Origin of the sequence: Bradyrhizobium neotropicale, assembly GCF_001641695.1 — a bacterium.
Lineage (GTDB): Bacteria > Pseudomonadota > Alphaproteobacteria > Rhizobiales > Xanthobacteraceae > Bradyrhizobium > Bradyrhizobium neotropicale.
In genome coordinates this window covers 71280-93476 of the sequence record NZ_LSEF01000058.1, presented here as the reverse complement: position 1 = coordinate 93476, position 22197 = coordinate 71280, and the positions used below count along the sequence as shown (strand labels likewise).

Genomic DNA, 22197 nt, shown 5'->3' with positions numbered 1-22197 from the left:
CGCTTTGCCCACCCTACGATCTCTACGAAGCTCTCAGAAACACGAACTCCGTGTCATCATAAGCGCGCCGCTCCAACTCCTCGTAGCCTTCAGGCGCCGCGAATAGCGCGGCCTTCGCCTCCTCGACCACCAGCAGCGCACCCGGCGTAAGCCAGCCGCCGTCGCGCAACGAGGCGAGCGCCTGCTCGGCAAAACCTTTGCCATAGGGCGGATCGAGAAACACCAGCGAGAACGGCTCGACCGGATGCGCGGGGCCGAGATCGGTCGCATCGCGGCGATAGACCTTGGTCACACCGCCAAGGCCGAGCGCCTCGACATTGTTGCGGAGCAACGCGCGGGCCTCGGCGCCGTTGTCGACGAACAGCGTGAATTTCGCGCCGCGCGAGACCGCCTCGATGCCGAGCGCGCCGGTGCCGGCGAAGAGATCGAGCACGCGCGCATCCTGGATCGGATCGTCATAGGCGTGCACGAGAATGTTGAACACGGACTCGCGCAGGCGATCCGCAGTCGGGCGGATGTCGCGCGAGGACGGTGAGGCGAGATTGCGCCCCTTCAATCGACCGCCGACGACGCGCAACTAGTCCTCCCGCGGCTTCAAATCGCGCTTGCCGTGATAGCCGCGCTTGGGACGGCGCGGCGGGCCATAGCCTGAGGCCTCGAGCTCGTTGCGCTCGCGCGCCTCCTCGCTGCCGGTGCGCTGCACCAGCACGCGACGGCCCTTGCGGTCGCTGATCACCGCCCTCTTGCTCACCGGCTTCTTCTCGCGCGGGGCATCGTCGTCGCGCGAAGCAGATTTCGAGGGCACGTCGAACTGCGCGCCCGACTTCTCGATCACCTTGTCGCCGAGCTGCTCGCGCAGCACGCGCGACTTGATCTCGTCGACCTGGCCTTCGGGAATCTCGCCGAGTTGGAACGGGCCGTAGGACACGCGGATCAGCCGGTTCACCTCGAGCCCGAGATGGGCGCAGACGTTGCGCACCTCGCGGTTCTTGCCTTCGCGGATCGCGAACACCAGCCAGACATTGGCGCCCTGGTCGCGCTCCAGCGTCGCCTCGATCGGACCATATTTGACGCCCTCGACCTCGATGCCGTTCTTGAGCTCGTCGAGCTGCGCCTGGGTGACGTCGCCATGAGCGCGGACGCGGTAGCGGCGCAGCCAGCCGGTATCCGGCAGTTCGAGCGTGCGCGCGAGCCCGCCATCATTGGTGAGCAGCAGCAGGCCTTCAGTGTTGAAGTCGAGCCGGCCGACCGAGATCAGACGCGGCAGGCCTTCGGGCAGATTGTCGAACACGGTCGGACGTCCCTCGGGATCGTCATGCGTCGTCATCAGCCCGCGCGGCTTGTGATAGAGGAACAGCCGCGTGCGCTCGCGCGGCGGCAACGGCTTGCCGTCGACGGCGACGACGTCGTTCTGGGTGACGTCCAGCGCCGGCGAATTGATCACCCGGCCGTTGACGGTGACACGCCCTTGCGTGACCATCTCCTCGGCGTCGCGGCGCGAAGCGAGACCCGCGCGCGCCAGCACCTTGGCGATGCGCTCGCCGGCCTTCTTCGGCTTCGGCGCCTCGTCGCGATGAGGACGGCCCTCGAAATCACGATCGCGCTCGCGATAGGCGCCGCGGCCGCCAAAGGCCGGGCGCCTGGTGAAGATCTGGCTGTCGTCCTCGTTGTCGCGGCGCGGACGGTCGCGGAAGCGGCCCTCGCTGCGCGGATGCTCGTGCCAGTCGGAACGGCCCTCGCCGCGATCCTCGCGCGAACGACCGAACCTCGGACGGTCCTCGCCAAAGCGCTCCTCGCGCGAACGCGAGAAACGCGGGCGATCCTCACCGCCCTCGTCGCGCCGCCGGGGGAAGCGCGGACGATCCTCGCTGCGCCCGCCTTCCCGGCGGTCGTCGCGCTGACGCCAGGGCTTCTCCTCGCCGCGGTCGCGGCCGCCAAAGTCCTTGCCGAAAGGTTTGCCAAAATTCTTGCGAGGGCGGTCGTCCCGATCGCGCGGACGGTCGCCGAAGCTGCGCTTGCGATCCCCGCCCTCGAAATCGCGCTTGCGATCACCGAAGTCGCGCTTTCGCTCTTTCCCCTCGAAATCACGATCGCGGCCAAAATCCTTGCGGGGCCGATCCGAGCCGCCACGCGAAAACTTGCGGTCCTCGAAGCGCCGCTCGGAGCGCTCGCCACGCGGCGCGCGCTCGTCACGGTCGAATTTCGGGCGATCTCCGCGCGGCTTGAACGGGCGGTCGCCACGCGGCTTGAAGCTGCGCTCGCCGCGATCCTCGCCACCGCGGTCGTCGCGCTTGAAGCGCGGCCGGTCGCTGAAGTCGCGGCGCGGGGCGTCGCCCTCCTCACGGCGGCGGAACGGACGGCTGTCGCGGTCGCCGCGGGAGGGGCGCTCGTCGCGGTCGCCCTTGCCGGCAAAGCCGCGCTTGGCGAACTTCTTCTCAGGTCCCCTCGGCTTGCCGCTGCGGCCCTTGAATGACCCCTTGGGCCCGCCTCGATCACGCCGGCCGCGCGGGGAATCGTTGTGTTTGTCGCTGTCGCGGGGCATGAAGCGTCTCACTTAGGGATGGTCAAAAGGGCATTGTGCGCGCTCATTCCGAGCCGCATGCTCAGGCAAAACCGGTATCCACTCTTGCTGAAGGCGGAGCTAGTAGCAGGTTTCTGGCGATGATACGAGGCATGAAAGCCCCTTCTTTCATGGATTTGGCGCTCAAGACGGCCGAAAATGCCGGAAAATCGGGCGAAGTTCCGATTGGATGCGTGGTGGTCCGCAATTACGAGGTCATCGCCACCGCGGCCAACCGGACGCTGACCGACCACGACCCCACGGCCCATGCCGAGATCATCGCACTGCGCGAGGCCGCCCAAAAGATCGGCAGCGAGCGGCTGGTGGACTGCGATCTCTACGTGACGCTGGAGCCCTGCACCATGTGTGCGGGCGCGATCTCCTTTGCAAGGGTCAGGCGGCTCTATTACGGGGCCGCCGACCCCAAGGGCGGCGCGGTCGAGTCCGGCGTACGCTTCTTCGCCTCGCCCACCTGCCACCACGTGCCGGAGGTCTATTCCGCGGTCGGCGAGAGCGAGGCGGCGCGGCTGCTCAGGGAGTTCTTTCGGGAGCGGCGGTAGGCGCCCTCCCCGTCATTGCGAGCGCAGCGAAGCAATCCAGAGTCTTTCCGCGGGGACAGTCTGGATTGCTTCGCTGCGCTCGCAATGACGATGGGGATCAAGCCGAGAAGAAGTCGCGCAGCGCCTCCGCAGTGACGCTCGGATTCTCCTCCGTGAGGAAGTGCCCGGAATCCACCGGCATGCCGTCCACGTTCGTGGCCCATTGCTTCCAGGTGTCGAGCGGCGTGGCCGCGGCCTGCGCGACGCCGGCATTGCCCCAGAGCGCGAGCATCGGGACCGTGATCTTCTTGCCGGCCTCGAAATCGGCCTTGTCGAGGTCGTAGTCGAAATAGGCGCCGGCGCGGTAGTCCTCGCACATCGCGTGCACGCGCGCGGGGTCGCGGAACGGCGCGATGTAGTGCTCGAGCGCGCGCTTGTCGATGGCGTCAAGCGTCTTCGACTTGGTCTGGCTCGCCACCTTGAAACGCAGGAAGAACTCGCCATTGCCCGAGATCAGCGTCTCCGGCAACGGATAGGGCTGCGCAAGGAAAGTCCAGTGATAGATCTTCAGCGCGTACTGCCGGTTCATCCGCTCCCAGTAATTATAGGTCGGTAGGATATCGAGCACGGCAAGCCGCGACAGCCGGCCGGGATGATCGAGCGCGAGCCGGTAGGAGACCCGGCCGCCGCGGTCGTGGCCGGCGAGCGCGAAGTGCACGTGGCCGAGCTGCTCCATCGCCTGCACCATGGCCTTCGCCATCGCGCGCTTGCTGTAGGGGATATGCAGTGCGTCGCTCTCGGGCATGTCGGACCAGCCATAGCCCGGCAGGTCGGCGATGATCAGCGTGAAGGCATCCGCAAGCTCGGGCGCCACGCGGTGCCACATCACATGCGTCTCGGAGAAGCCATGCAGGAGCAAAAGCGGCGGCCCCTTGCCGCCGACACGCGCGAAGACCCGGCCAAAAGACGTATTGATCCATTCGGAGGCGAAGCCGGGATAGAGGTCGGCGAGATCGGACATCTTTTGCATCCTTATCCGGTTGTTCCCGTGGCACCCGGTGGAGAGCCCATGGTGCCCCCAGCCAAAATCTCAAAAACAACCCCATGCAAAGTAGCATGGCAGTTGCCGGCAAGGATGCTCCGATTGCGCGCCGGCGGGAAAAACGGCTGTCAGCTCTTGGCCTTCTCCGCTTCCACCGCCTGCCAGCCGATGTCGCGGCGGCAGAAGCCTTCCGGCCAGTTGATGCGGTCGACGGCCTGATAAGCGCGGCTCTGCGCTTCCGTCACGGTCTTGCCGAGCGCGCAGACATTGAGCACGCGGCCGCCATTGGCGAGGATCGCACCGTCCTTCGCGACGGTGCCGGCATGGAAGATCTCGACGGTGTCGACCTTGGCGGCCTCGTCGAGCCCTTCGATGCGCGTGCCCTTCTGGTAGTCGCCGGGATAACCCTTCGCGGCCATCACCACGGTGAGCGCGGATTCCGGGTACCAGCGCAGATCAAAATGCTTCAACTCCCCGTCGCAGGCGGCGATGAACGCCGGCACGATGTCCGACATCATGCGCAGCATCAGCACCTGGCACTCGGGATCACCGAAGCGGACGTTGAACTCGAACAGTTTTGGCCCCTGCGAGGTCAGCATGATCCCGGCATAGAGCACGCCGCGGAACGGCGTGCCGCGCTTCTTCATGCCGGCAACCGTCGGCAAAATGATCTTCGCCATGATCGCGTCATGGATCGCGGGCGTGACCAGCGGCGTCGGCGAATAGGCGCCCATGCCGCCGGTGTTGGGGCCGACGTCGTGATCGAACACACGCTTGTGGTCCTGGGCCGAGGCGAGCGGAATCGCGGTCTCGCCGTCGCAGAGTGCGAAGAAGCTGATCTCGCGGCCCGGCAGGAATTCCTCGATCACGACCTCGGCGCCGGCCTCGCCAAAGGCGCCCTCGAACATCATGGCAATAGCGTCCTCCGCCTCGCGCACGGTCTTGGCGACGACGACTCCCTTGCCGGCGGCAAGGCCGTCCGCCTTCACCACGATCGGGGCGCCCTGGCTCTGGACGTAGGCAAGCGCGTCGGCGGCTTTCGTGAAGCGCTTGTAGGCGCCGGTCGGAATACCAAATTCGGTGCACAGCGCCTTGGTGAAGCCCTTGGAGCTTTCGAGCTGGGCGGCCGCCTTGCTCGGTCCGAACGCCTTGATGCCGGCGGCGGTGAGGTCATCGATAATGCCGGCCGCAAGCGGCGTCTCCGGGCCAACCACCACGAGCTCGACGGCGTTTGTCTTGCAGAAGTCGATCACGGCGGCATGGTCGGCGACATCCAGCGCCACGCATTCCGCCTCCCGCGCGATGCCCGCATTGCCGGGCGCGCACCAGAATTTGGTCACCAGGGGAGAGGCGGCGATTTTCCACGCCAGCGCATGTTCGCGGCCGCCGGAACCGAGCAGGAGAATGTGCATCGAAGGCTCAGGATTAGGGGTTTGCTGGACGCGTCGGTCGCACGAATCGGCGCTGGTCTCAAGGGGCTTGCCCCGAACTCCCCGTCATTCCGGGGCGCGCCCTCTTGGGCGCGAGCCCGGAATCCATCAGGCCGCAGTGTTGGTGGTGCGATGGCTTCCGGGCTCGCGACTTCGTCGCGCCCCGGAATGACGGCGAGAGGGGGACGCCCCCGGAATGACGATGACGGCTAGACCTGTTTCCCCGCAATGATCTCCTGCAACGTCGCAACATGCCGCGCGAAGGCGCCGCGGCCGGCTGCGGTGGCGATGACTGTCGTTTGCGGCTTCTTGCCGACGAAGGCTTTCTCCACCGAGACGTAGCCGGCCTTGGCCAAAGTCTCGATATGCGCCCCGAGATTGCCGTCGGTCGCGCCGGTCAGCTTCTTCAGCCGGGAGAATTCCAAACCCGTGGCCGTCGGCAGCGCGTTCAGCGCCGCCATGATCTTCAGTCGCAGCGGCTGGTGGATGATGTCGTCGAGCTCGGCCATCAGTTTCGTCGCATCCAGAGGCCACCCAGGATCAGGCCACCGCCATTGACGAAAGCCATCCAGAGAGGAAACCCCTCACCGATGTAGAAATAGCCGAACAGCGTCAGCGCGGTGATGCCGAGACCGATCGCCACGAACGCAGTGCCGAACCAGAGGCCTGCAAGGGTGTAGAACAACATGAAATAGATCGGCCAGAACGCACCAAGCTGGCGCGGACCGAAATGACCGAGAACACTGGTGCAGACGTAGCCGAATGCAAAGAACAACAAGAACACCAGGGGGAGCCTGACGTCGAAGGCCGAGCCATGGGTGCGCGGCGGATTGAAGAGACGGAGCGCGACCAGACCACAGACGCCCAGAATGTTCACGGCAACCCACGTGTAGCCGGCCTGGACCGGCCAGAGCCAGGTCGCGAGATTGCCGGCAAATACCAGCCCTCCCCACCACAGGGCAGCAAGACTTGCCAGTTCATAGAGCTGCGATTGCCGCACGCGCTGGACGATGTCGTGGACGTCGGCGAGCGCCTCGGCGGCCTCCTTGCTGTCGATCATGATTGCCCGCTCTCCCGCGTTGCCACGTCCTCGGCGATCGTCGAGACCGCCTTCGGATTGGTGACCATCCCCATGTGGTTGATGCCGTCGAGCACCTTGACGTCGACCTGTGGCTTCACCGCCTGCACGGCCTCGGCGTACTTGTCCGAGATCATTATCTCGTCTTCGGCGCCGGCGAAGATCGTCATCGGATGCGTCACCGCCGGAAGATCGAGACGATAGCCGCGCGTCGCGAAGTTGCGCATCAGGCGGTCGGAATAGGTCGGGACCAGGATCCGCTCGGAATTCGGCGGGACTGCGAAGGCGAGCACCGGAAGCTGCGCGCAGCAGTCGATGCCGAGCTTGCGTAGCGCGGCGAGCGCGAACAGGCGCGGAAGGTCGGCGTTGGCCCAGCCGCCGGCATGCGGCCTGTTGGTCGGCGCGTCGTAGCCGAGATAGGGCGCGATCAGCACGGTGCGGACGAACAGATCCTGCATGATCGGGGTGGCCGCGACGCGCAGCGAGAAGCCGGCGCCGGCGGAATGACCGATCAGGATCAGCGGCAGATCGGGCGCGCTCTTGCGGACATGCGCGACGAAATCGATGAGATCGTCCTCGAGCTGACCGACATAGCCGATGTCGCCGCGCGTGCCCGAGGCGCCGTGGCCACGGATGTCGAGCGCCCAGGTCTCGACGCCGCGCATCGCGAGCGCCGCGGTCAGCGCGTGATTGACCGTGGCGGAGGAAGCCGAGGAGCCGTGGATGAAGATGGCGCCGCGTCCGCTCGCCGCCCCCTTCGCAGCGTAGTGCCGAAAGCCCAGCCAGGTGCCATCGCGCGCCTGAAAGCGCTCCAGCGCCGGCAGCGTGGACCAATCGATACCCTTGGCGGAGTCCGAGACCGAGCGCATCTCGGCGGGCCGCTGCAGCGGCGTCGCGATCAGTGCCGTCAGCAGCAGCGCCACTGCGCCGACCGCACAGAGCCCCCATTTCAGCAGGTTCAAGACACCGCGTAGCAGCCGGATCGCCATAGCCCCAACTCCGATGATTTCGCCATCAATAGATAACTCTATAGTACAGAGTACTCTTGCGATCAATCCCAGGATTGGCGCCGCGCGGCGAAAATCCTTAACGTCGAGTCCGACCCCAAAATGCCGAATCGTTTGCCGATGCCGCCTGCGGAACAACTGCTCAACGCGCCCGAATTCACCGTCTCCGAGCTCTCGCTGTCCCTGAAGCGGACGGTCGAGGATGCCTATGGCCATGTCCGGGTCCGCGGCGAGATCTCCGGCTTCCGTGGCGCCCATTCCTCCGGGCACTGCTATTTCGCGCTCAAGGACGAGAGCGCCAAGATCGAGGCGGTGATCTGGAAGGGCGTCCACAGCCGGATGCGCTTCAAGCCCCAGGAAGGGCTCGAGGTCATCGCCACCGGCAAGCTCACCACCTATCCGGGCTCCTCGAAGTACCAGATCGTGATCGAGGCGCTGGAGCCGGCCGGCATCGGCGCGCTGATGGCGCTGATGGAGGAGCGCAAGAAGAAGCTCGCCGCCGAGGGCCTGTTCGACGAGGCGCGAAAGCAGCTCCTGCCGTGGCTGCCGGAGGTGATCGGCGTCGTGACCTCGCCGACCGGCGCGGTCATCCGCGACATCCTGCACCGGCTCGAAGACCGCTTTCCCCGCCGCGTGCTGGTCTGGCCGGTCAAGGTGCAGGGCGAAGGCTCGGCCGAGCAGGTCGCGGCCGCGATCCGCGGCTTCAACGCGCTGCCCGAGGGCGGCAAGATTCCGCGGCCCGACGTGCTGATCGTGGCGCGCGGCGGCGGCTCGCTGGAGGATCTCTGGTCGTTCAACGAGGAGATCGTGGTCCGCGCCGCGGCCGAGAGCATGATCCCGCTGATCTCGGCGGTCGGGCATGAGACCGATATCACCCTGATCGATTTCGCCGCCGACAAGCGCGCGCCGACGCCAACGGCCGCGGCCGAAATGGCCGTGCCCGTGCGCAGCGATCTCTTCGTCGAGGTCGCCGACCTCGCCCGCCGCACCCGCGCCTATTGGCAGCGCAGCCAGGAAAGCCGCCGCAACGAGCTGCGCGCCGCCGCACGCGCGCTGCCGGCCGCAGGCGATCTCCTCGCGATTCCGCGCCAACGCCTCGACTCCGCGGGTGCCGCCCTGCCCCGCGGCCTCAAGGCCAACACACATGCGCATTTCCGCAGGTTCACCGCCGCCAGCGCGAAACTGACGCTGCGGGTGCTGCACGGCCAGATCGCGCAGGCCGACCATCGGCTCACCGTGTGCGGCGAGCGGCTCGGCCTGTCCGCGCGTTCCCTGCTGCGGCAGCGGCGCGACCGCTTCGCCGGACTTGACGTGCGGCTGCGCGCCTCGCGCCTCTCCAACGCGCAGGCCCAGCGCAACGCAATCGCCCGCCAGCGCGAGCGCACGCATCGTCTTGCCGAGCGCGCCGGCCGCGCGCTGGCGACGCTGCTGCAACGGCTCGATGCTCGCGTCGAGAACAGCGGCAAGCTGCTCTCCGCGCTGTCCTATCGCAGTGTGCTCGCGCGCGGCTTTGCTCTCGTGCGCGACGAGGCCGGCCATCCCCTGCACTCCGCCGACGCGGTCGGACCGAATTCAAGGCTCGAGATCGAGTTCGGCGATGGACGCGTGGGCGCGACGGCCGATGCCGATCGCCCTGAACCGGTTACGGAGCGTGCGCCAGCGCAGCCGAAGCCTGCATCGCGCGAGGCCAAGCCCGCACCGAAGCGCAAGCCGGTGGATCAGGGCAGCTTGTTCTAGAGGTAAGCGAGGCTCTCTGTCGTTCCCCGCCAAAGCGGGGAATCCAGTACGCCGCGGCTTCTCCGTATCACGTCGCCGTCTCTGGAACCCTCGATCGCCCGATCACGTCGGGCGATGACACCGAGTATGTGGGATGCGCGCCGCATACTCACCGTCGTCCTGGCGAAAGCCAGGACCGAGAGATCGCGCGCGTCGCCGATCTAAAGAAAGTTACTAATGGAGATTTTCGGCCAAGTCTCTGTTCGCCGCGCCGCTTCAATCTTCGCTGACCAAGCGTCAATGAGATTGCCGAGCACCAATCGTCCGTTACCGCGAATGTCCGGCCATTTCATCGTCGGCGTTCCCAACGGTAATGAAATTACGCCATGCGCCGCCGACAGCAGGGCCGTTGCCAGGCGCTGCGCCAGCATGGGCGTCGTCTCCACACCTAGTTCGGAAAGATACTCCCCGATTGAAGTCACAAAAATCCCGTATCCCCGCCGGGAGATCTCGGTCTCCCCGAAATAGACGCCGTCGGGAAAGCGTCGGTCCTCGACCGTCCCGGCCATCGAATAGAGCGATCGGAAGTGATCGGGGTTGTCGATCCAATAGTCGATATAGGTCTCCATGACGCGCCGCAGCCGGGTCTCACCGCCGGAATGTCGCGCGCGCACCCGTTCGAGCCGATCGGCCATTTCCTCGAGGTTGCGTTCCTTGACCGCCAGCAGCAGCAGGATCTTGGTCGGGAAATATTTGAGCACCGTCCCCTTCGAATAGCCGAGTGCGTCGGCGATCTTCTGGATCGAAACTGTTTCGAGGCTGCCCCTCGCGAATTCCCTGCGCGCGGTTTCAAGAATGCGAGCCTGCAAAGCCTGCTTGTCGGCCTCCTGACGCGCGCGCCGCTGAAACCGGCGCGTCCCCTCGGGCTTTCCTGACCGTTTGATCGACATTGCAAGATCTCCGCTGGTCTCTCCATGCAGCTACATCGCTGGAATCACAAGCAAAGAAGCGTCCCTTCATTCGCAGCTTGCCACCATCCAAATAAATGACTATGGTCAATTAATTCTGCAAGACAACAATGGGAGGGAGCAATGGCGAGATTGGCGCTCGGCTATGCCTGCAGTGATTTCGATCCGTTCGACTGGGACACCCGCATCGATCCCTATCCCGCCTATGCCGCGCTTCGCGCCGCGGGCCCGGTCATCCGCCTCGAGAAATACGGCATCTTCGCCGTGCCTCGGTTTGCCGAGATCAAGGCGATCTTCGCCGACCATGTAAACTTCAGTAATGCCGGCGGCGCCGGCATCGCCAATTACTTCAAGGAAAAGCCGTGGCGTCCGCCGAGCATCGTGCTTGAGGCCGATCCGCCGCTGCATACACGCACGCGTAAAGTGCTGGCGCGGATCATGTCGCCGGGCGCGATGCGGAAGCTCGAGGATGCCTTCAAGGCCAAGGCGGTCGAACTCGCCGACGAACTTGTCGAAAGGAAATCGTTCGACGCGATCCGCGACCTCGCCGAAGTGTTTCCGGTGACGGTGTTCCCGGACGCGCTCGGTATCGACAATGAGGGCCGCGAAAACTTTTTGACCTACGGCGCGATGGTGTTTGCCGGCATGGGACCGGAGAACGATTATTTCCGAAGCCTGATGGCGCACGCGCCCAAGGTGCTGCCTTGGGTCACCGCGAAGTGCCAGCGGGACGCTTTGGCTCCCGGCAGTTTCGGCGCGCAGGTCTATGAAGCGGCCGACTCCGGAGAAATCACCCAGGAAGAGGCGCCGCTGCTCGTCCGGTCGTTTCTCTCGGCCGGACTGGACACGACTATCAGTGCCACCGGCATGGCGCTCTATAGTCTTGCCCGTCATCCTGAGCAGTGGGCCATCCTGGCCGCCAATCCGTCGCTCGCGCGCGCAGCATTCGACGAGACGCTGCGCTACGATTCCGCCGCACCTTACGTGTTCCGGACCACGCCGCACGAAACCGAGATCGCGGGCGTTCCGATCGGCAAGCACGAGAAGGTGTTGCTGCTGATTGCTTCGGCGAATCGCGACGACACGCGGTGGGAGCGAGCCGACCAGTTCGACGTCACCCGGCGCGTCGCGGGACATATCGGGTTCGGAACCGGCATCCACGGCTGCGTCGGCCAGATGGTCGCGCGGCTGGAAGGCGAAGCCGTGCTGGCCGCACTGGCCGCGCGCGTCGCATCAATCGAGATCACGGGTGAGCCGGTTTACCGCGACAGCAGCGGATTGCGCGCGCTCAGCTCATTGCCGGTGCGCGTTGTGACGAAATAGCTCGGGGCTCGTCGCGGCGGGCAGGCGTGCTTCAGGCCGGACGGGGCGCGCTTAGTGAACAGCATGCTGAGCCGGGTTGCACGGAGGAAAATGATGGATGCAAATAGCGTTAAGCAAATTGCCAGGACCTGGATGGACCTTCTCTTGCAGAAGGATGCGGCCGCCTTCGCGGCGCTTTTCGAGGAAGACGGGGTTTATATCGATCCTGCCTTTGGGATCGCCCGGAGGGGCACAAAGTTCGTCAGTATCCATCATGAGAAGTGGCATGCCGCCGTTCCCGATTTTCGGGCCGACGTTGAAAGGATTCTCGTCGATGGACGAACCGCAGTCATCCAATATCTTGGGCAAGGCACCTTTAGCGGTGAGGCTCTTGGACCTCCGGACCATCGAGTAGAGCCGACTGACAGGGCGTTCAAAGCCCGAGCCGTTGTGATCCTGGATTTCAGCGAAGCGGGGCGCGTGCGCTCTTGCGTCGAATACTACGATCGGCTGAGCATGCCAAATGGCGACCGCCGTCCCTTTGCCGACGATCTGACGCTCGACGGACTCTAAGCCAGATGCGGTAGCGGCTGTTCGGCCGACAAAGTTGAACAGCCGGCCCCGTCATCCTGAGGCGCTCGCGAAGCGAGCCTCGAAGGATGAACGGCCGGGATGCGGCCGGGCCGTCGCCCTTCGAGGGCCGCGGTCGCGGCCACCTCCAGGGACAATGGCTTCGCCATTGCGCGGGGTGACGGTGGCGCTTCAGCGGCAGGACAATCCCGCGTCGATCGTGGTCCAGAAGCCGCAATGTTCCGGCGCAAGCTGCGGTGCGCCGGCGCGGGCCTCGAAGAGGAAGATCGCGACGGTGAAGATGACCAGTGCAGAGGAGAAGAGCAGGACGCGGTGGCGCATGTGATTGGCGTTTAATCGACATCATGGTCGAACTATGGCGGCACTGTTTGCGCTGAAACCGGCAGCCGTTCCATCCGTAGATTCCCGGTCGGCCATCTTGTTCCGTGCAGGGCGGTGGTCGATGCGGGGCTGTCCGCCTCACATTGTTCCTCGGGCGGCCCCGCTTCGGACTACCGCGCCAGCCACTCCGCGACTTCCTTCTGCGCCTCCGCGCGCGCTTCCGTGTCGGTGCCGAGATGGCCACGGTCCGGCGTTGCAGCGTCGGTGCTGCCGGCGAGCGCGTGCACCGGCAAATTGGCGCGGTCGAAATCGTGATAGGCGCCGGGATAGACCACGATGCGCGCAAGCGCGCTGCGGCCATGCGCGCCGTCGATCATCTGGCGGCAGGCCGGCGGCGACGACACGTCATCGTTGCCGCCGATCAGGAGCAGCGTCGGCACGCGCGTGCTCCAGCCGAGGCCTGCGGAAATCCGGCAGTCCGGGTAGAAGGCGACGGCGGCGCGAAAATCGGGCCCGGCGTCGCGTGCCGCATTCTGCGGGCGCACCGCCCAGAGCAGCGCGCTGGCGCCGTTCGCCCAGCCGATCAGGCTGACCCGATCGCGCGCCACCCAGGTCTGCTTCATCAGCCAGGCGCGCGAGGCCACGATATCGGCGACGCGCTCGCGCCGCGCCTTGACGTGCCCTTCCTTGACCCGGCATTGCGGCCCGACTTCGCGCGAGCCGTAGCTGTCGGGCAGCAGCACCGCGTTACCTGTCTTGAGGAATTGCAGGGCCCAGTCGCGATAGCGCGGCGCGACCGGGTCGGAATGGCCGCCGAGCCCCCCGCAGCCATGCAGTGCAATCACCGTCGGAAACGGCCCTGCCCCATCTGGCTTGTAGAGCTGCGCATGCAGGACCCCACCCGCTAGCGGAATATCAACCTGCTGCGGCGCAGGCGTGGACGCGGTCGCAGGCGCGGTCGCCGCATGGGCGGGCGACAGCAGAAGCGCCAGGAACAGGGCGATTGACGGAAGGCGCATCGGAGACTGCCGTGAGTGACCGGGACCAGCGATCCTTCGCGCGAGCACTATCATGCGTGAACGGCGGCAAAACATCACAAGTCGGTGGGTTTAACGGGCGGACAAGCCACCCTATTTATGGTAATCGGATTCATCACATCACGCCCTGAATGGGCCTTCCACGGAGACTTTCGACCGTGCTGAACAAGTTCGGCCCCTCGGGCCATGGCGAGGCGCAGGTACAATATCTCGACGGCGACTTCCGCGTGATCTCGCCGGGGACCTATGTGCGCTGCGTCGTGACGGACACGAGGATTCCGCTCGACGAGCTGAAATACTGGAGCGTGGACCTGCAGGAGGCCTACGCCACTCCAGCCGCAGTGTTGCAGCGGCATTTTCCCGGCGCGCTGAAGCCGCAGCCGTAAGGACGCGGCCGCCCGCCTATTGTTGCTCCGCGCCATCCATACCCACACAGCTTTTGACGAAAGTCTTCCGGGGCTCGCCGACGATCTTCTGATCGATCGCCTGCTTCAGGCAGTCGAGCCGTGCCTGGGCCATGCAGAGCTGCATTTGGTCCCGCTTGTCCTGCCCCTTCAGGTTCTGCGTCGAGCTGAGACAGGTCACGCGCTTGGTCGCGGGAACCGGCACCGTCGCGGTCGGCGCGGCGGGTGCGGCTGCAGGCGGTGAAGGCGTCTGGGCAAAGGCGGACGCAACAATCAGACACACAAGGCTGGCAACAACGGTCGCGGACGGCAGTTTCATGGAACTCTCCTGATCGAACTTAACTCGATAGGAGTCTGGCGATGAATGTCGGGTGAATGATCGTCGTCACGCTGGCGAAGCCCCTCCTGCATCGCCCTGGCGAAAGCCAGGGCCCATCCCTTGACTGTCGATGTGGCGCTGAGCCGGTGCCGCAGTGCCCCACCAAATCCGGTGGGGTCGCAGGATCACTTCAGCTCCCGCATGGTCGATGCGGCGCGCACGCCTGATGGCGTCTCGCCGAAGTGCCGGCGGAACATGCGATTGAAATGAGAAACATCACCAAAGCCGACCGCAAACGCGATATCGAGGATGGTCAAATGCAGATGCTGCGGGTCAGTCAACATCGCGAAGGCACGCTCTAGTCGACGTCCTGCAAGGTGCTCGGTGAATGACTTTCCGGTCCCCTCGAGCAAATTTTGCACGTATCGCCGCGACATACCGAGCGCCCCGGCGACATTGTTCAGATCGAAATTGGGATCGCTGAAGCGTTGTGCGACCTCCGCCAGGATCGCCTGCAACTTGGCTGCCTTCACACCACGCTCCGCAACGATGTTTGCAGCTTCGGCGGTCGGCCCGAGCGTCGCGGCCACGAGATCGAGGAGATGTGCGCCGACGGTGGAGGCCAGTTTTGATGACGGAGGCTCCTTGAAGGAGGCGAGCGACCGCAGGTAGCGGTCGAGGAGTCTAAGCGCCGGTCCGGAACGCACCGGCCGACCGGATAGATCCTCCGGGTGCGCAACCAGAGACCTAAGGGCCGCAGCCTGCACGGTCACGAATCTGACGTTGCCGCCACGCGGCCCAAATACTCGCAGCGGCCTTCCCCGGTCGACCAAACAAGCGGAGCCGGCATCATGGACATGGTCCTCGCCGGCATTTGCAAACTGGACCGGTCCAGCCTCGACGATGTTCAGTCCGAATTGGTCACGGCTATCCTTGAGGTGGTGTTGGTGACGGATAAACTCCACCGGCGTGGCGACAAGGCGACAAACGCCAATCGCGCCGAGCTGCAGATGGGTGACGTCGATACGCGGGCGGCCGCCGCTGTGATCTATCACGTCCAAGGCGAGGTTCAGCCGCGCAAACTCCTCACGGAACGTGGAGGACCGCGCGCGCTCCGGCAGCATCTCGGTCGACCATCGCAAGAGGTGAGATGACGTTGGCATTTCGGCCTCCCGTTCTGGGGGCCAGCCCTCGGGAAATCATATCGGACCGCGCTTCGCTGCTGTGTGAAATGGATTACAAAGGGGGAGGCAGGCTACGCGACATGACCGCGCGCGCCCCCGCTGCGCGCTGCGCGCGATGAGTTGGCGCACCCGCCGCGCAGATTGTGGCGGGCAACGAGACCGCAGCTTCCTTCACTTGCGAGAACAACCAGCCCTATCGTCGCCAGCGACGATGCCCGTGGTCATGTGCGAGCTCCGAAAACATATGCCATCTCGTGCACGCGCCGATCAGGGGCACGCGGCCTGGCCGGGATCCCTGCCGGCGCAGCGAACCCCACGCGGCGAATCGCCGAAGCGAGCTCGGAACAAGCGATTGAAATGCGAAACATCCGAGAAGCCGACCTCCAGGGCGATGTCGGAAATCAGCTGCGCGCTGACGCGCGCCTCGGTTAGCAGCTTGAGAGCAAGTTGGAGACGCAACTCGTTCACGTGCCCGGTGAACGATGACCCTGATGACGCCATCAGGCGCTGCAGATAGCGAGGTGAGATGCCTTGGCAACGGGCGACCGTCTCGACGCTAAGTCCTGGGTCCTGAAAGTGTGCCGCGATGTAGTCGAGTACGGCGCTGTGGCGCGCGGCCACGACCGCGCTCGCATCGCTCTCGCCCAGGGGCGCGCACTCGCTGACTGCGAGCGCCACGAGATCATGGATGTGAACCATGACCGCATCACGCAGCTTGGGGGCGGCCAGAGCCCCCTCCTTGAATGCCGACTTCAGATAAGCCATCAGGAGACGAAGCGCTTCGGTTCGGCAGGAAATCAGCCGCATGGCGAGGCCTTCAATGTCCGTCACGCGCTGTGCAAGCGCGTCGCGCGGCACGGCCAGACCGAACAGTAATCCGTCAACATAGGTGACGGTGACGGGCTCCGAATGCAGAATTCCGATTGCGTCGCCGGCGCAAAGCCCAATGTCCCGGCCGCGCTGCGAGAGCTGACTTCTGCCGGGTGAGCCGACGATGAGACCGATCGAGTCATCACCATCAGCAATGCTCGCCTGCAGGCGCCTGAAGCGCATGGACGAGCCTTTCAGTGCGAGCGTGCGCAGACCCGGGATCGCTTGCAGCGTTGCGTCGGCCTGAAACGGAACGTTCGATATCGGCTCGATATCGACGTGAACTATCCCTCGCACAAAGCTCTCGCGCCAGAGCGGAAGTCGCAAGCGCTCCGGAAGCTCGCGCGACGAGAATCGATGCGATACGAAATCGGCTGCGTCCGTAGACATGGGGGACCTCCAGCCTTGACAAAAACATCGGGTTGAAATGCTACGACAGGCCGCTGTCGGTATCCGTATTTTGCAATTCGCGCACCACGCCGTCTTCGCAAAGGTGCGCAGAACTCCAAGAAGTTACATCACTTGCCTGCTAGTCTCATTCACCTGTGAGCAATACTGTTGTGAACTGGCTCACGTAGCGGCCAGAAAATTACGCCTACACGGATTGCGAGAGTCGCGGTGCAGAAAATCTCCTTTAAGGGGAGACAAGCGTGATGGCTCTATTTCAAATTGCTGCCATCGGATCCGATTTGAACGTCCCTGGCAGGGTGCAAGCGCAAATCCATCTTTACGACGTCGTTCGCGATTGATCGAACTCAACGGTCCGCGACGCAAACGTTTTGCAGCACTGGATGTCCCCTGATACCGATTTCGTGGCGTTCCTTGGCCGCCACATCGTCATCAGAGTTTGTCGGACAAAAATTGCTTTCCGGCACCGTTCGTTTTTACCGCCGGCTGGAATGCTCGAAATCTATCACGCGGGATGTCAACGCTGTTGATCAAGCGAGGGTTCGATCATGTCCACCATAGTCGACATGCTTTACCGTGAGTACTGCCGCGCCCGCCTCGCCGAAATGCGAAAGCAGCTCTCCATACCGGTTGCCAGCGACGACACGCTGCAAGAGCCGTGGGAGGACGGTGATACTTCCGACTCCGGCGATCAGCACAGCGGCTGGGCGACGAAAGAACCCCGGACCATCAGGTAGCTGGGGCGCGCAACCGCATCGCCTGGTCGGAGACCCGCTCGGCCCGCGCAAGTCCCCGAGCATCCGCACGTCTCATCGACCTACCTCCGATGAGGGCATGCGCGCACGCCGTGCAGGTCAACAGATGCTTGATAGAACTCACACCTCGAAGCGATTGATCGGCGAAACTCCGCCGGAGTTCCGCGGGGCCGGCCGCGACCTGCGCATCGATGCCTGTCGGGGGATCGCGCTGTGGTGGATATTCCTTGACCATGTGCCCAACAACATCGGAAGCTGGCTGACACCGCGCAATTACGGCTTCTGCGATGCCGCCGAGATATTCATGTTCATCTCGGGCGTGACCTGTGCGCTGGCCTACGGCAGGACACGTCAGCGCGACGGCTGGAGCGGCATGATCGGCCGTTCGCTGCGGCGGGGATGGGACATCTACGCCGCGTTTCTGCTGCTCACGCTCGCTTGCGCCGTCCTCGTCTACCTCACGGGCAGCGATGATCTTGCCGACGATAGCAATACGCGAATTCTGTTCGAGCAGCCGGGGGCGAGCCTTGCGCACGCCGCAATCCTCCAATATCGCCCTGTCAACACCGACGTCCTGCCGGTTTTCGTGATCTTTCACGTGTTGTTCGCGCCGCTGTTGTGGCTGCTGCTGCGAGCACCAAACGTGACGCTGGGCCTTTCGCTGGCGCTTTATGCGCTCGTGCACGTCTTCGGCTGGAGCGTTCCAGCCTGGCCCAACAGCGTCTGGTTCTTCAATCCGCTGGCCTGGCAGCTTCTGATCGTGCTGGGCGCTTGGTGCGTCATCGAGGGAGAGAAATTCCGGCCGTGGGTGATGTCGCGCCCAGCGCTTGTTCTTGCCATTCTCTATCTGGTTTTCAGCCTGGTCCTTGCACTGAGTTGGGGCATCAAGCCACTGGTCCCGCAGGCATTGACGGACCTGGTATTTCCATTGGACAAATCCAATCTCAGTCCGTTGCGGCTGCTGCATTTCCTGGCTCTTGCAGTTGTGGCGTTACGGCTCATTCCCCAGGATTGGCGAGGGCTATCGTCGCCGGTGCTGCGCTGCGCGAGGTGCTGTGGCGAGAATTCGCTGCCGATCTATTGTCTCGGCGTCCTTCTGGCGCTCGCCGGCCACCTTACGCTGCTCGACATCTCGGCGGGGCTCGCGATGCAGATCCTGCTCAGTCTTGCTGGAATCCTGATGATGATCGCCGTCGCGAGGCTGCTGCACGCAATCAACAACAAGCGCTCGCGGCAGCCCCAGCGGACGCAGATGGACGAGACGGTCTCGCCGACATTCTCGAGCTGTCAGGCCGACGGAACGCTTTGGCCCGGGACCAGGACCACATCACATTAATCGCTTGGTGAATCTCAGCGGCGTGCGAACCGTCGCTCGCGCGCCTTGTAGAGATGGTCGCTGATCAGGCGGCTGAGCGCTGCGCGGTCGTCGAACTCGAGCTGGACCGCGAACGGCACCATGTCATCAGGCACGCCCTCGCTGCCACGCAAGCGGGCAAGATCTTTTTCCGTGGTCACAAGCGTGAGCTGCTCGCGCCTGGCGTCGGCGACAAGCGCGGCGATCTCGGCCTGCGAGAACATGTGGTGATCGGCGAAGGGACGCGTGCGCGCGACGTCGATGCCGCTGGCCTGCAGGGTGCGGAAGAAGCGCCCGGGATCGCCGATGCCGGCGAAGGCCAGGACCTGCCTGCCGAAGAGCTGCGCGACGGACGCAGCATCCGGCTTCAGCCGCGCGCGCAGCACCGGCCTGTCCCGCGCGACGATCTCCGCCGCGACATCGTCGGCGGCATGGCCATCGCCGATCAGCACCAGCGCGTCGGTGCGCGCGAGCTGCCCCTTCAGCGGCGCGCGGAGAGGGCCGGCGGGGAACACCTTGCCGTTGCCGAGGCCGCGCTCGCTGTCGATCACGATCAGCGAAGCATCCTTGGTGATGTGCGGATTCTGAAAGCCGTCATCCATCAGGATGACGGTCGCGCCTTGCGACCTGGCGAGCGCCACGCCGTCGAGGCGGTCGCGCGCGACCGCGACCGGCACGTCGCGCACCATCATCAGGGGCTCGTCGCCGACATCGGCCGCGGTGTGCCGCTCGCGATCGACCATGACGGGGCCCTTCAGGCGTCCGCCATAGCCGCGGCTGAGCACGACCGGTGTCTCGCCGAGCTCGCGCAACAGCTTGGTCAGCGCGAGCACGGTCGGCGTCTTGCCGGCGCCGCCGACATGGTAGTTGCCGACGCAGATCACGGGGATGCCGGCGTCGAAGCCCTTGCGCGCCATGCGCCGCGCGGTGATCGCGCCGTAGAGCGCGCCCAATGGCTGGAGAAGATGCGACTTCGGGGAACGTGGCCGGTACCAGAAGGCCGGCTCACGCATTGGCGGCTCCCATCTCGATCCGCAATTGCAGCAGATACGGCTCGAGCGCCGCCATGGTGCGATCGAGCGCACCGCCGAGTTCCTCGACCACGCCGGTGCCGGCGCGCTGCATTCTGTCGCGCACGGCTGGATCGGCCAGCAGCTGGCCGAGCTGCTTCACCAGAGCTTCCTGCGACTCCGCCTGCCGCGTCCCGCCGCTTCCGTCGAGCGCCGCATAGACGTCGGTGAAGTTGAAGACGTGCGGACCATGGACGATCGCAGCGCCGAGCTTGATCGCCTCGATCGGGTTCTGCCCGCCATGGGGGATCAGCGACCCGCCCATGAACACGATCGGCGAGAGGCGGTAGAACAGGCCGAGCTCCCCCATGGTGTCGGCGACGTAGATGTCGGTCGTGGCCGTCGGCAGCTCCTCGCGCGAGCGCAGGGCCGGCGTCAGGCCCGAGGCCGTGATCAGGCCGGCGATCGAGGAGCCGCGATCCGGATGGCGCGGCACGATCACGGTCAGGAGCTGCGGAAAGAAGCCGACGAGGCTGCGATGCGCCGCCACCAGCATCTCGTCCTCGCCCGGATGGGTCGAGGCCGCGACGATGATCGGACGGCCCCGCGTCATCGCCATCAGGCGCTCGAGCTTGGCGGGATCTGCGGGCGGCGCCGGCACGTCGAGCTTGAGATTGCCGGTGATGACGACGTCGCGGCCGCCAAGCGTGGCAAAACGCTCGGCGTCGATCTTCGATTGCGCCAGGCAGATGTCGAAGCGCGACAAGAGCGCCGAGATGGTGCCGTGCATCCGCCGCCAGCGCGGGAAGGAGCGGTGCGACATCCGCCCGTTGATCAGCACCATCGGCAAGCGGCGCGCCGCGCCGGCCAGGATCAGGTTCGGCCACAAATCGGATTCGATGAACAGCGCCAGCGATGGCTTCCAGTGATCGAGGAAGCGCGCGACGTAGCGCGGGGAATCGTACGGCACGTATTGATGGATGACGTCGGGCGGGAAACGCTTGGCCACGACGGCGGCCGAGGTCACGGTGCCTGAGGTGAGCAGGATGCGCAGGTTGAGATCGCGCAGCCGTTCGATCAGCGCCGCCGCAGCCAGCACCTCGCCGACGCTCGCGCCATGGATCCAGACCAGCGGCCCGTGCGGCCGCACGTCCCGGGACAGGCCGCGCCGCTCGCCGACGCGCGCGGGGTCTTCCTTGCCCTGCTTCAGCCGCCGCTTGATCAGCGCAGGCGCAAGTGGCACCAGGCCGGAAGCCAGGCGCCTGTACATCCGCAGCGTCATCGGCAGCGAACTAGGCAGCGACTTAGGCATCTTGGGGTCCCGGGCGGCCGAGTTGCGCATAGGCGCGACGGGTCGCTTCGTTCAAGGTGTCCTCCAGATCCTGCCGCAGCGCTTCCATGGTGGCCGCGTCGGCGTCCGGAGGGACGTGGATTTCCTTGATGCCGACCAGGGCGCCCCGTCCGAATGGCAAATTGATGGTGGTGCGGTCCCAGTTCTTCAGCCGGATGAAGCGACTGGTCGCCATCGCGAAAGGCATGATCGGCCGCCCCGATTCCCGTGCGAGCATGATGATGCCGAGTCCGGCCACGCGCGAGCGCTTCGGGACATCGGCGGTCAGCGCGACATTACAACCGTCCTGAAGCGTGCGCACCATCTCCTTGAAGGCGCCGACCCCACCTTTGCGGTGGAAAGCCCCGCCATGATCGCCGGAACCGCGGATCGTGCCGATGCCGAGCCGCTCGGCGGCGATGGCATTGAACTCGCCGTCGCGGTGCCGGGAGATCAGCACCCTGGCCTTGTACCAGTCCTTGTTCTTGATGAACGGGGTGAGGAAATGCTGGCCGTGCCAGAAGGCGAAGATCGCAGGGATCTGCGGCTCGACGCGAGCGTAGACGTCAGGCGGATCGAACGTGAACTTGTTGGTCCGCCAGACCAGCCGCAGATATTCGGCCGCCAGGATCCCGACGGCACGCTGAAACCAGCTGCTCCGCAGCGTATTGCGAAGCAGTCTCTTCAACGTGCCGGCTTCGATTCTTGATTCGGGTCGAGCAGCCGGTGGAGATGGACGATGAAATAGCGCATCTGCGCATTGTCGACCGTGCTCTGCGCCTTGGCCCGCCAGGCGGCGTGAGCGGTCGCATAGTTCGGATAGAGGCCGACGATCTCGACGTCGTCGAGATTCTTGAACGTGTTGTGCTCGAGATCGACGAGCTCGCCGCCGATGACGAGATGCAGCAGTTGTTGCGGGGCACTATCTGACATGGATTCTCTTCCTAACGGACTGCCCGGCAAGCAGTATTC

At 64.9% G+C, this 22197-nt stretch carries 24 protein-coding genes; 7 read left to right on the top strand and 17 right to left on the bottom strand.

Going from position 1 to position 22197, the window contains the following annotated elements; genetic code table 11:
• Positions 1 to 22 precede the first annotated feature (22 nt).
• On the bottom strand, positions 23 to 577 hold the full coding sequence (gene rsmD, locus AXW67_RS18785; protein ID WP_063679066.1) for a 16S rRNA (guanine(966)-N(2))-methyltransferase RsmD: 555 nt from the start codon (positions 575 to 577) through the stop codon (positions 23 to 25).
• On the bottom strand, positions 578 to 2542 hold the full coding sequence (locus AXW67_RS18780; RefSeq protein ID WP_063679065.1) for a pseudouridine synthase: 1965 nt from the start codon (positions 2540 to 2542) through the stop codon (positions 578 to 580).
• A gap of 119 nt (positions 2543 to 2661) precedes the next feature.
• Here AXW67_RS18780 and AXW67_RS18775 point away from each other — a divergent pair, with 119 nt between their 5' ends.
• The gene (locus tag AXW67_RS18775; RefSeq protein ID WP_063679064.1) at positions 2662 to 3120 is read left to right on the top strand and encodes a nucleoside deaminase; all 459 of its coding nucleotides are present in this window, start codon (positions 2662 to 2664) and stop codon (positions 3118 to 3120) included.
• Between the two features lie 97 nt (positions 3121 to 3217).
• On the opposite strand, the gene AXW67_RS18770 is transcribed toward AXW67_RS18775, so the two are convergent.
• From AXW67_RS18770 to AXW67_RS18750, 5 genes are all read right to left on the bottom strand, one after another.
• The gene (locus tag AXW67_RS18770) at positions 3218 to 4120 is read right to left on the bottom strand and encodes an alpha/beta fold hydrolase (protein WP_063679147.1); all 903 of its coding nucleotides are present in this window, start codon (positions 4118 to 4120) and stop codon (positions 3218 to 3220) included.
• A 149-nt stretch (positions 4121 to 4269) separates the two neighbouring features.
• Entirely contained in the window at positions 4270 to 5553 is a 1284-nt protein-coding gene (purD, locus tag AXW67_RS18765; RefSeq protein WP_063679063.1) for a phosphoribosylamine--glycine ligase, read from the bottom strand.
• 227 nt (positions 5554 to 5780) lie between these two features.
• On the bottom strand, positions 5781 to 6080 hold the full coding sequence (locus AXW67_RS18760; protein WP_063679062.1) for a winged helix-turn-helix domain-containing protein: 300 nt from the start codon (positions 6078 to 6080) through the stop codon (positions 5781 to 5783).
• Positions 6080 to 6631 carry a hypothetical protein gene (locus AXW67_RS18755; RefSeq protein WP_063679061.1) on the bottom strand — a complete coding sequence of 184 codons (552 nt, stop codon included), beginning with the start codon at positions 6629 to 6631 and terminating at the stop codon, positions 6080 to 6082. The genes AXW67_RS18760 and AXW67_RS18755 overlap by 1 nt, the downstream gene beginning before the upstream one ends.
• Positions 6628 to 7638, bottom strand: a complete 1011-nt coding sequence (locus AXW67_RS18750) for an alpha/beta hydrolase (protein ID WP_063679060.1) — start codon at positions 7636 to 7638, stop codon at positions 6628 to 6630. The genes AXW67_RS18755 and AXW67_RS18750 overlap by 4 nt, the downstream gene beginning before the upstream one ends.
• Before the next feature lie 120 nt (positions 7639 to 7758).
• Between AXW67_RS18750 and xseA the strand changes: the two genes are divergently transcribed.
• Positions 7759 to 9393 (top strand): exodeoxyribonuclease VII large subunit, encoded by a 1635-nt coding sequence (gene xseA, locus AXW67_RS18745; RefSeq protein WP_082907954.1) that lies wholly within the window; start codon positions 7759 to 7761, stop codon positions 9391 to 9393.
• Positions 9394 to 9593: 200 nt separating this feature from the next.
• On the opposite strand, the gene AXW67_RS18740 is transcribed toward xseA, so the two are convergent.
• Positions 9594 to 10322, bottom strand: coding sequence for a TetR/AcrR family transcriptional regulator (locus AXW67_RS18740; protein WP_063679059.1), 729 nt, complete (start codon positions 10320 to 10322; stop codon positions 9594 to 9596).
• A gap of 141 nt (positions 10323 to 10463) precedes the next feature.
• Between AXW67_RS18740 and AXW67_RS18735 the strand changes: the two genes are divergently transcribed.
• On the top strand, positions 10464 to 11663 hold the full coding sequence (locus tag AXW67_RS18735) for a cytochrome P450 (protein ID WP_063679058.1): 1200 nt from the start codon (positions 10464 to 10466) through the stop codon (positions 11661 to 11663).
• A 93-nt stretch (positions 11664 to 11756) separates the two neighbouring features.
• Complete coding sequence (locus AXW67_RS18730) at positions 11757 to 12215, top strand: nuclear transport factor 2 family protein (protein WP_161491272.1); 459 nt, start codon at positions 11757 to 11759, stop codon at positions 12213 to 12215.
• Positions 12216 to 12404: 189 nt separating this feature from the next.
• Here the strand turns inward: AXW67_RS18730 and AXW67_RS42000 are convergent, their stop codons facing one another.
• Both AXW67_RS42000 and AXW67_RS18725 read right to left on the bottom strand, forming a co-directional pair.
• A complete protein-coding gene (locus tag AXW67_RS42000) occupies positions 12405 to 12554 on the bottom strand; it encodes a hypothetical protein (RefSeq protein WP_145927705.1) in 150 nt (49 codons plus the stop codon).
• Positions 12555 to 12724: 170 nt separating this feature from the next.
• Complete coding sequence (locus AXW67_RS18725) at positions 12725 to 13573, bottom strand: dienelactone hydrolase family protein (protein ID WP_063679056.1); 849 nt, start codon at positions 13571 to 13573, stop codon at positions 12725 to 12727.
• 176 nt (positions 13574 to 13749) lie between these two features.
• Here AXW67_RS18725 and AXW67_RS18720 point away from each other — a divergent pair, with 176 nt between their 5' ends.
• Positions 13750 to 13977 carry a DUF2093 domain-containing protein gene (locus tag AXW67_RS18720; protein ID WP_063679145.1) on the top strand — a complete coding sequence of 76 codons (228 nt, stop codon included), beginning with the start codon at positions 13750 to 13752 and terminating at the stop codon, positions 13975 to 13977.
• Between the two features lie 16 nt (positions 13978 to 13993).
• Here AXW67_RS18720 and AXW67_RS18715 read toward each other — a convergent pair whose 3' ends face one another.
• From AXW67_RS18715 to AXW67_RS18700, 3 genes are all read right to left on the bottom strand, one after another.
• Positions 13994 to 14314, bottom strand: a complete 321-nt coding sequence (locus AXW67_RS18715; protein WP_063679055.1) for a hypothetical protein — start codon at positions 14312 to 14314, stop codon at positions 13994 to 13996.
• A gap of 185 nt (positions 14315 to 14499) precedes the next feature.
• Positions 14500 to 15477 (bottom strand): helix-turn-helix transcriptional regulator, encoded by a 978-nt coding sequence (locus AXW67_RS40630; RefSeq protein ID WP_082907952.1) that lies wholly within the window; start codon positions 15475 to 15477, stop codon positions 14500 to 14502.
• A gap of 288 nt (positions 15478 to 15765) precedes the next feature.
• Positions 15766 to 16695 carry a helix-turn-helix domain-containing protein gene (locus AXW67_RS18700; protein ID WP_245315621.1) on the bottom strand — a complete coding sequence of 310 codons (930 nt, stop codon included), beginning with the start codon at positions 16693 to 16695 and terminating at the stop codon, positions 15766 to 15768.
• A 629-nt stretch (positions 16696 to 17324) separates the two neighbouring features.
• Between AXW67_RS18700 and AXW67_RS18695 the strand changes: the two genes are divergently transcribed.
• Both AXW67_RS18695 and AXW67_RS18690 read left to right on the top strand, forming a co-directional pair.
• A complete protein-coding gene (locus AXW67_RS18695) occupies positions 17325 to 17513 on the top strand; it encodes a hypothetical protein (RefSeq protein ID WP_063679051.1) in 189 nt (62 codons plus the stop codon).
• Between the two features lie 124 nt (positions 17514 to 17637).
• Positions 17638 to 18867, top strand: a complete 1230-nt coding sequence (locus tag AXW67_RS18690) for an OpgC family protein (protein WP_063679050.1) — start codon at positions 17638 to 17640, stop codon at positions 18865 to 18867.
• Positions 18868 to 18881: 14 nt separating this feature from the next.
• Here AXW67_RS18690 and lpxK read toward each other — a convergent pair whose 3' ends face one another.
• Genes lpxK through AXW67_RS18670 form a run of 4 tightly spaced genes read right to left on the bottom strand, consistent with a single transcriptional unit; the run spans position 18882 to position 22158 of the window.
• Complete coding sequence (gene lpxK / locus AXW67_RS18685) at positions 18882 to 19898, bottom strand: tetraacyldisaccharide 4'-kinase (RefSeq protein ID WP_063679049.1); 1017 nt, start codon at positions 19896 to 19898, stop codon at positions 18882 to 18884.
• Positions 19891 to 21237 (bottom strand): 3-deoxy-D-manno-octulosonic acid transferase, encoded by a 1347-nt coding sequence (locus tag AXW67_RS18680; protein WP_145927703.1) that lies wholly within the window; start codon positions 21235 to 21237, stop codon positions 19891 to 19893. Before AXW67_RS18680 ends, lpxK begins: the two co-directional genes overlap by 8 nt.
• Positions 21200 to 21913, bottom strand: coding sequence for a lysophospholipid acyltransferase family protein (locus tag AXW67_RS18675; protein ID WP_027551944.1), 714 nt, complete (start codon positions 21911 to 21913; stop codon positions 21200 to 21202). Before AXW67_RS18675 ends, AXW67_RS18680 begins: the two co-directional genes overlap by 38 nt.
• Complete coding sequence (locus AXW67_RS18670; protein ID WP_027551945.1) at positions 21910 to 22158, bottom strand: DUF4170 domain-containing protein; 249 nt, start codon at positions 22156 to 22158, stop codon at positions 21910 to 21912. Before AXW67_RS18670 ends, AXW67_RS18675 begins: the two co-directional genes overlap by 4 nt.
• Between the last annotated feature and the right edge of the window lie 39 nt (positions 22159 to 22197).

Coding starts and splice junctions, on each gene's coding strand:
- AXW67_RS18780 (WP_063679065.1), bottom strand. CDS start 2,542: ATGCCCCGCGACAGCGACAAACACAACGATTCCCCGCGCGGCCGGCGT.
- AXW67_RS18775 (WP_063679064.1), top strand. CDS start 2,662: ATGATACGAGGCATGAAAGCCCCTTCTTTCATGGATTTGGCGCTCAAG.
- AXW67_RS18770 (WP_063679147.1), bottom strand. CDS start 4,120: ATGTCCGATCTCGCCGACCTCTATCCCGGCTTCGCCTCCGAATGGATC.
- purD (WP_063679063.1), bottom strand. CDS start 5,553: ATGCACATTCTCCTGCTCGGTTCCGGCGGCCGCGAACATGCGCTGGCG.
- AXW67_RS18760 (WP_063679062.1), bottom strand. CDS start 6,080: ATGGCCGAGCTCGACGACATCATCCACCAGCCGCTGCGACTGAAGATC.
- AXW67_RS18755 (WP_063679061.1), bottom strand. CDS start 6,631: ATGATCGACAGCAAGGAGGCCGCCGAGGCGCTCGCCGACGTCCACGAC.
- AXW67_RS18750 (WP_063679060.1), bottom strand. CDS start 7,638: ATGGCGATCCGGCTGCTACGCGGTGTCTTGAACCTGCTGAAATGGGGG.
- xseA (WP_082907954.1), top strand. CDS start 7,759: ATGCCGAATCGTTTGCCGATGCCGCCTGCGGAACAACTGCTCAACGCG.
- AXW67_RS18740 (WP_063679059.1), bottom strand. CDS start 10,322: ATGTCGATCAAACGGTCAGGAAAGCCCGAGGGGACGCGCCGGTTTCAG.
- AXW67_RS18735 (WP_063679058.1), top strand. CDS start 10,464: ATGGCGAGATTGGCGCTCGGCTATGCCTGCAGTGATTTCGATCCGTTC.
- AXW67_RS18730 (WP_161491272.1), top strand. CDS start 11,757: ATGGATGCAAATAGCGTTAAGCAAATTGCCAGGACCTGGATGGACCTT.
- AXW67_RS42000 (WP_145927705.1), bottom strand. CDS start 12,554: ATGCGCCACCGCGTCCTGCTCTTCTCCTCTGCACTGGTCATCTTCACC.
- AXW67_RS18725 (WP_063679056.1), bottom strand. CDS start 13,573: ATGCGCCTTCCGTCAATCGCCCTGTTCCTGGCGCTTCTGCTGTCGCCC.
- AXW67_RS18715 (WP_063679055.1), bottom strand. CDS start 14,314: ATGAAACTGCCGTCCGCGACCGTTGTTGCCAGCCTTGTGTGTCTGATT.
- AXW67_RS40630 (WP_082907952.1), bottom strand. CDS start 15,477: ATGCCAACGTCATCTCACCTCTTGCGATGGTCGACCGAGATGCTGCCG.
- AXW67_RS18695 (WP_063679051.1), top strand. CDS start 17,325: ATGTCCACCATAGTCGACATGCTTTACCGTGAGTACTGCCGCGCCCGC.
- AXW67_RS18690 (WP_063679050.1), top strand. CDS start 17,638: ATGCTTGATAGAACTCACACCTCGAAGCGATTGATCGGCGAAACTCCG.
- lpxK (WP_063679049.1), bottom strand. CDS start 19,898: ATGCGTGAGCCGGCCTTCTGGTACCGGCCACGTTCCCCGAAGTCGCAT.
- AXW67_RS18680 (WP_145927703.1), bottom strand. CDS start 21,237: ATGCGCAACTCGGCCGCCCGGGACCCCAAGATGCCTAAGTCGCTGCCT.
- AXW67_RS18670 (WP_027551945.1), bottom strand. CDS start 22,158: ATGTCAGATAGTGCCCCGCAACAACTGCTGCATCTCGTCATCGGCGGC.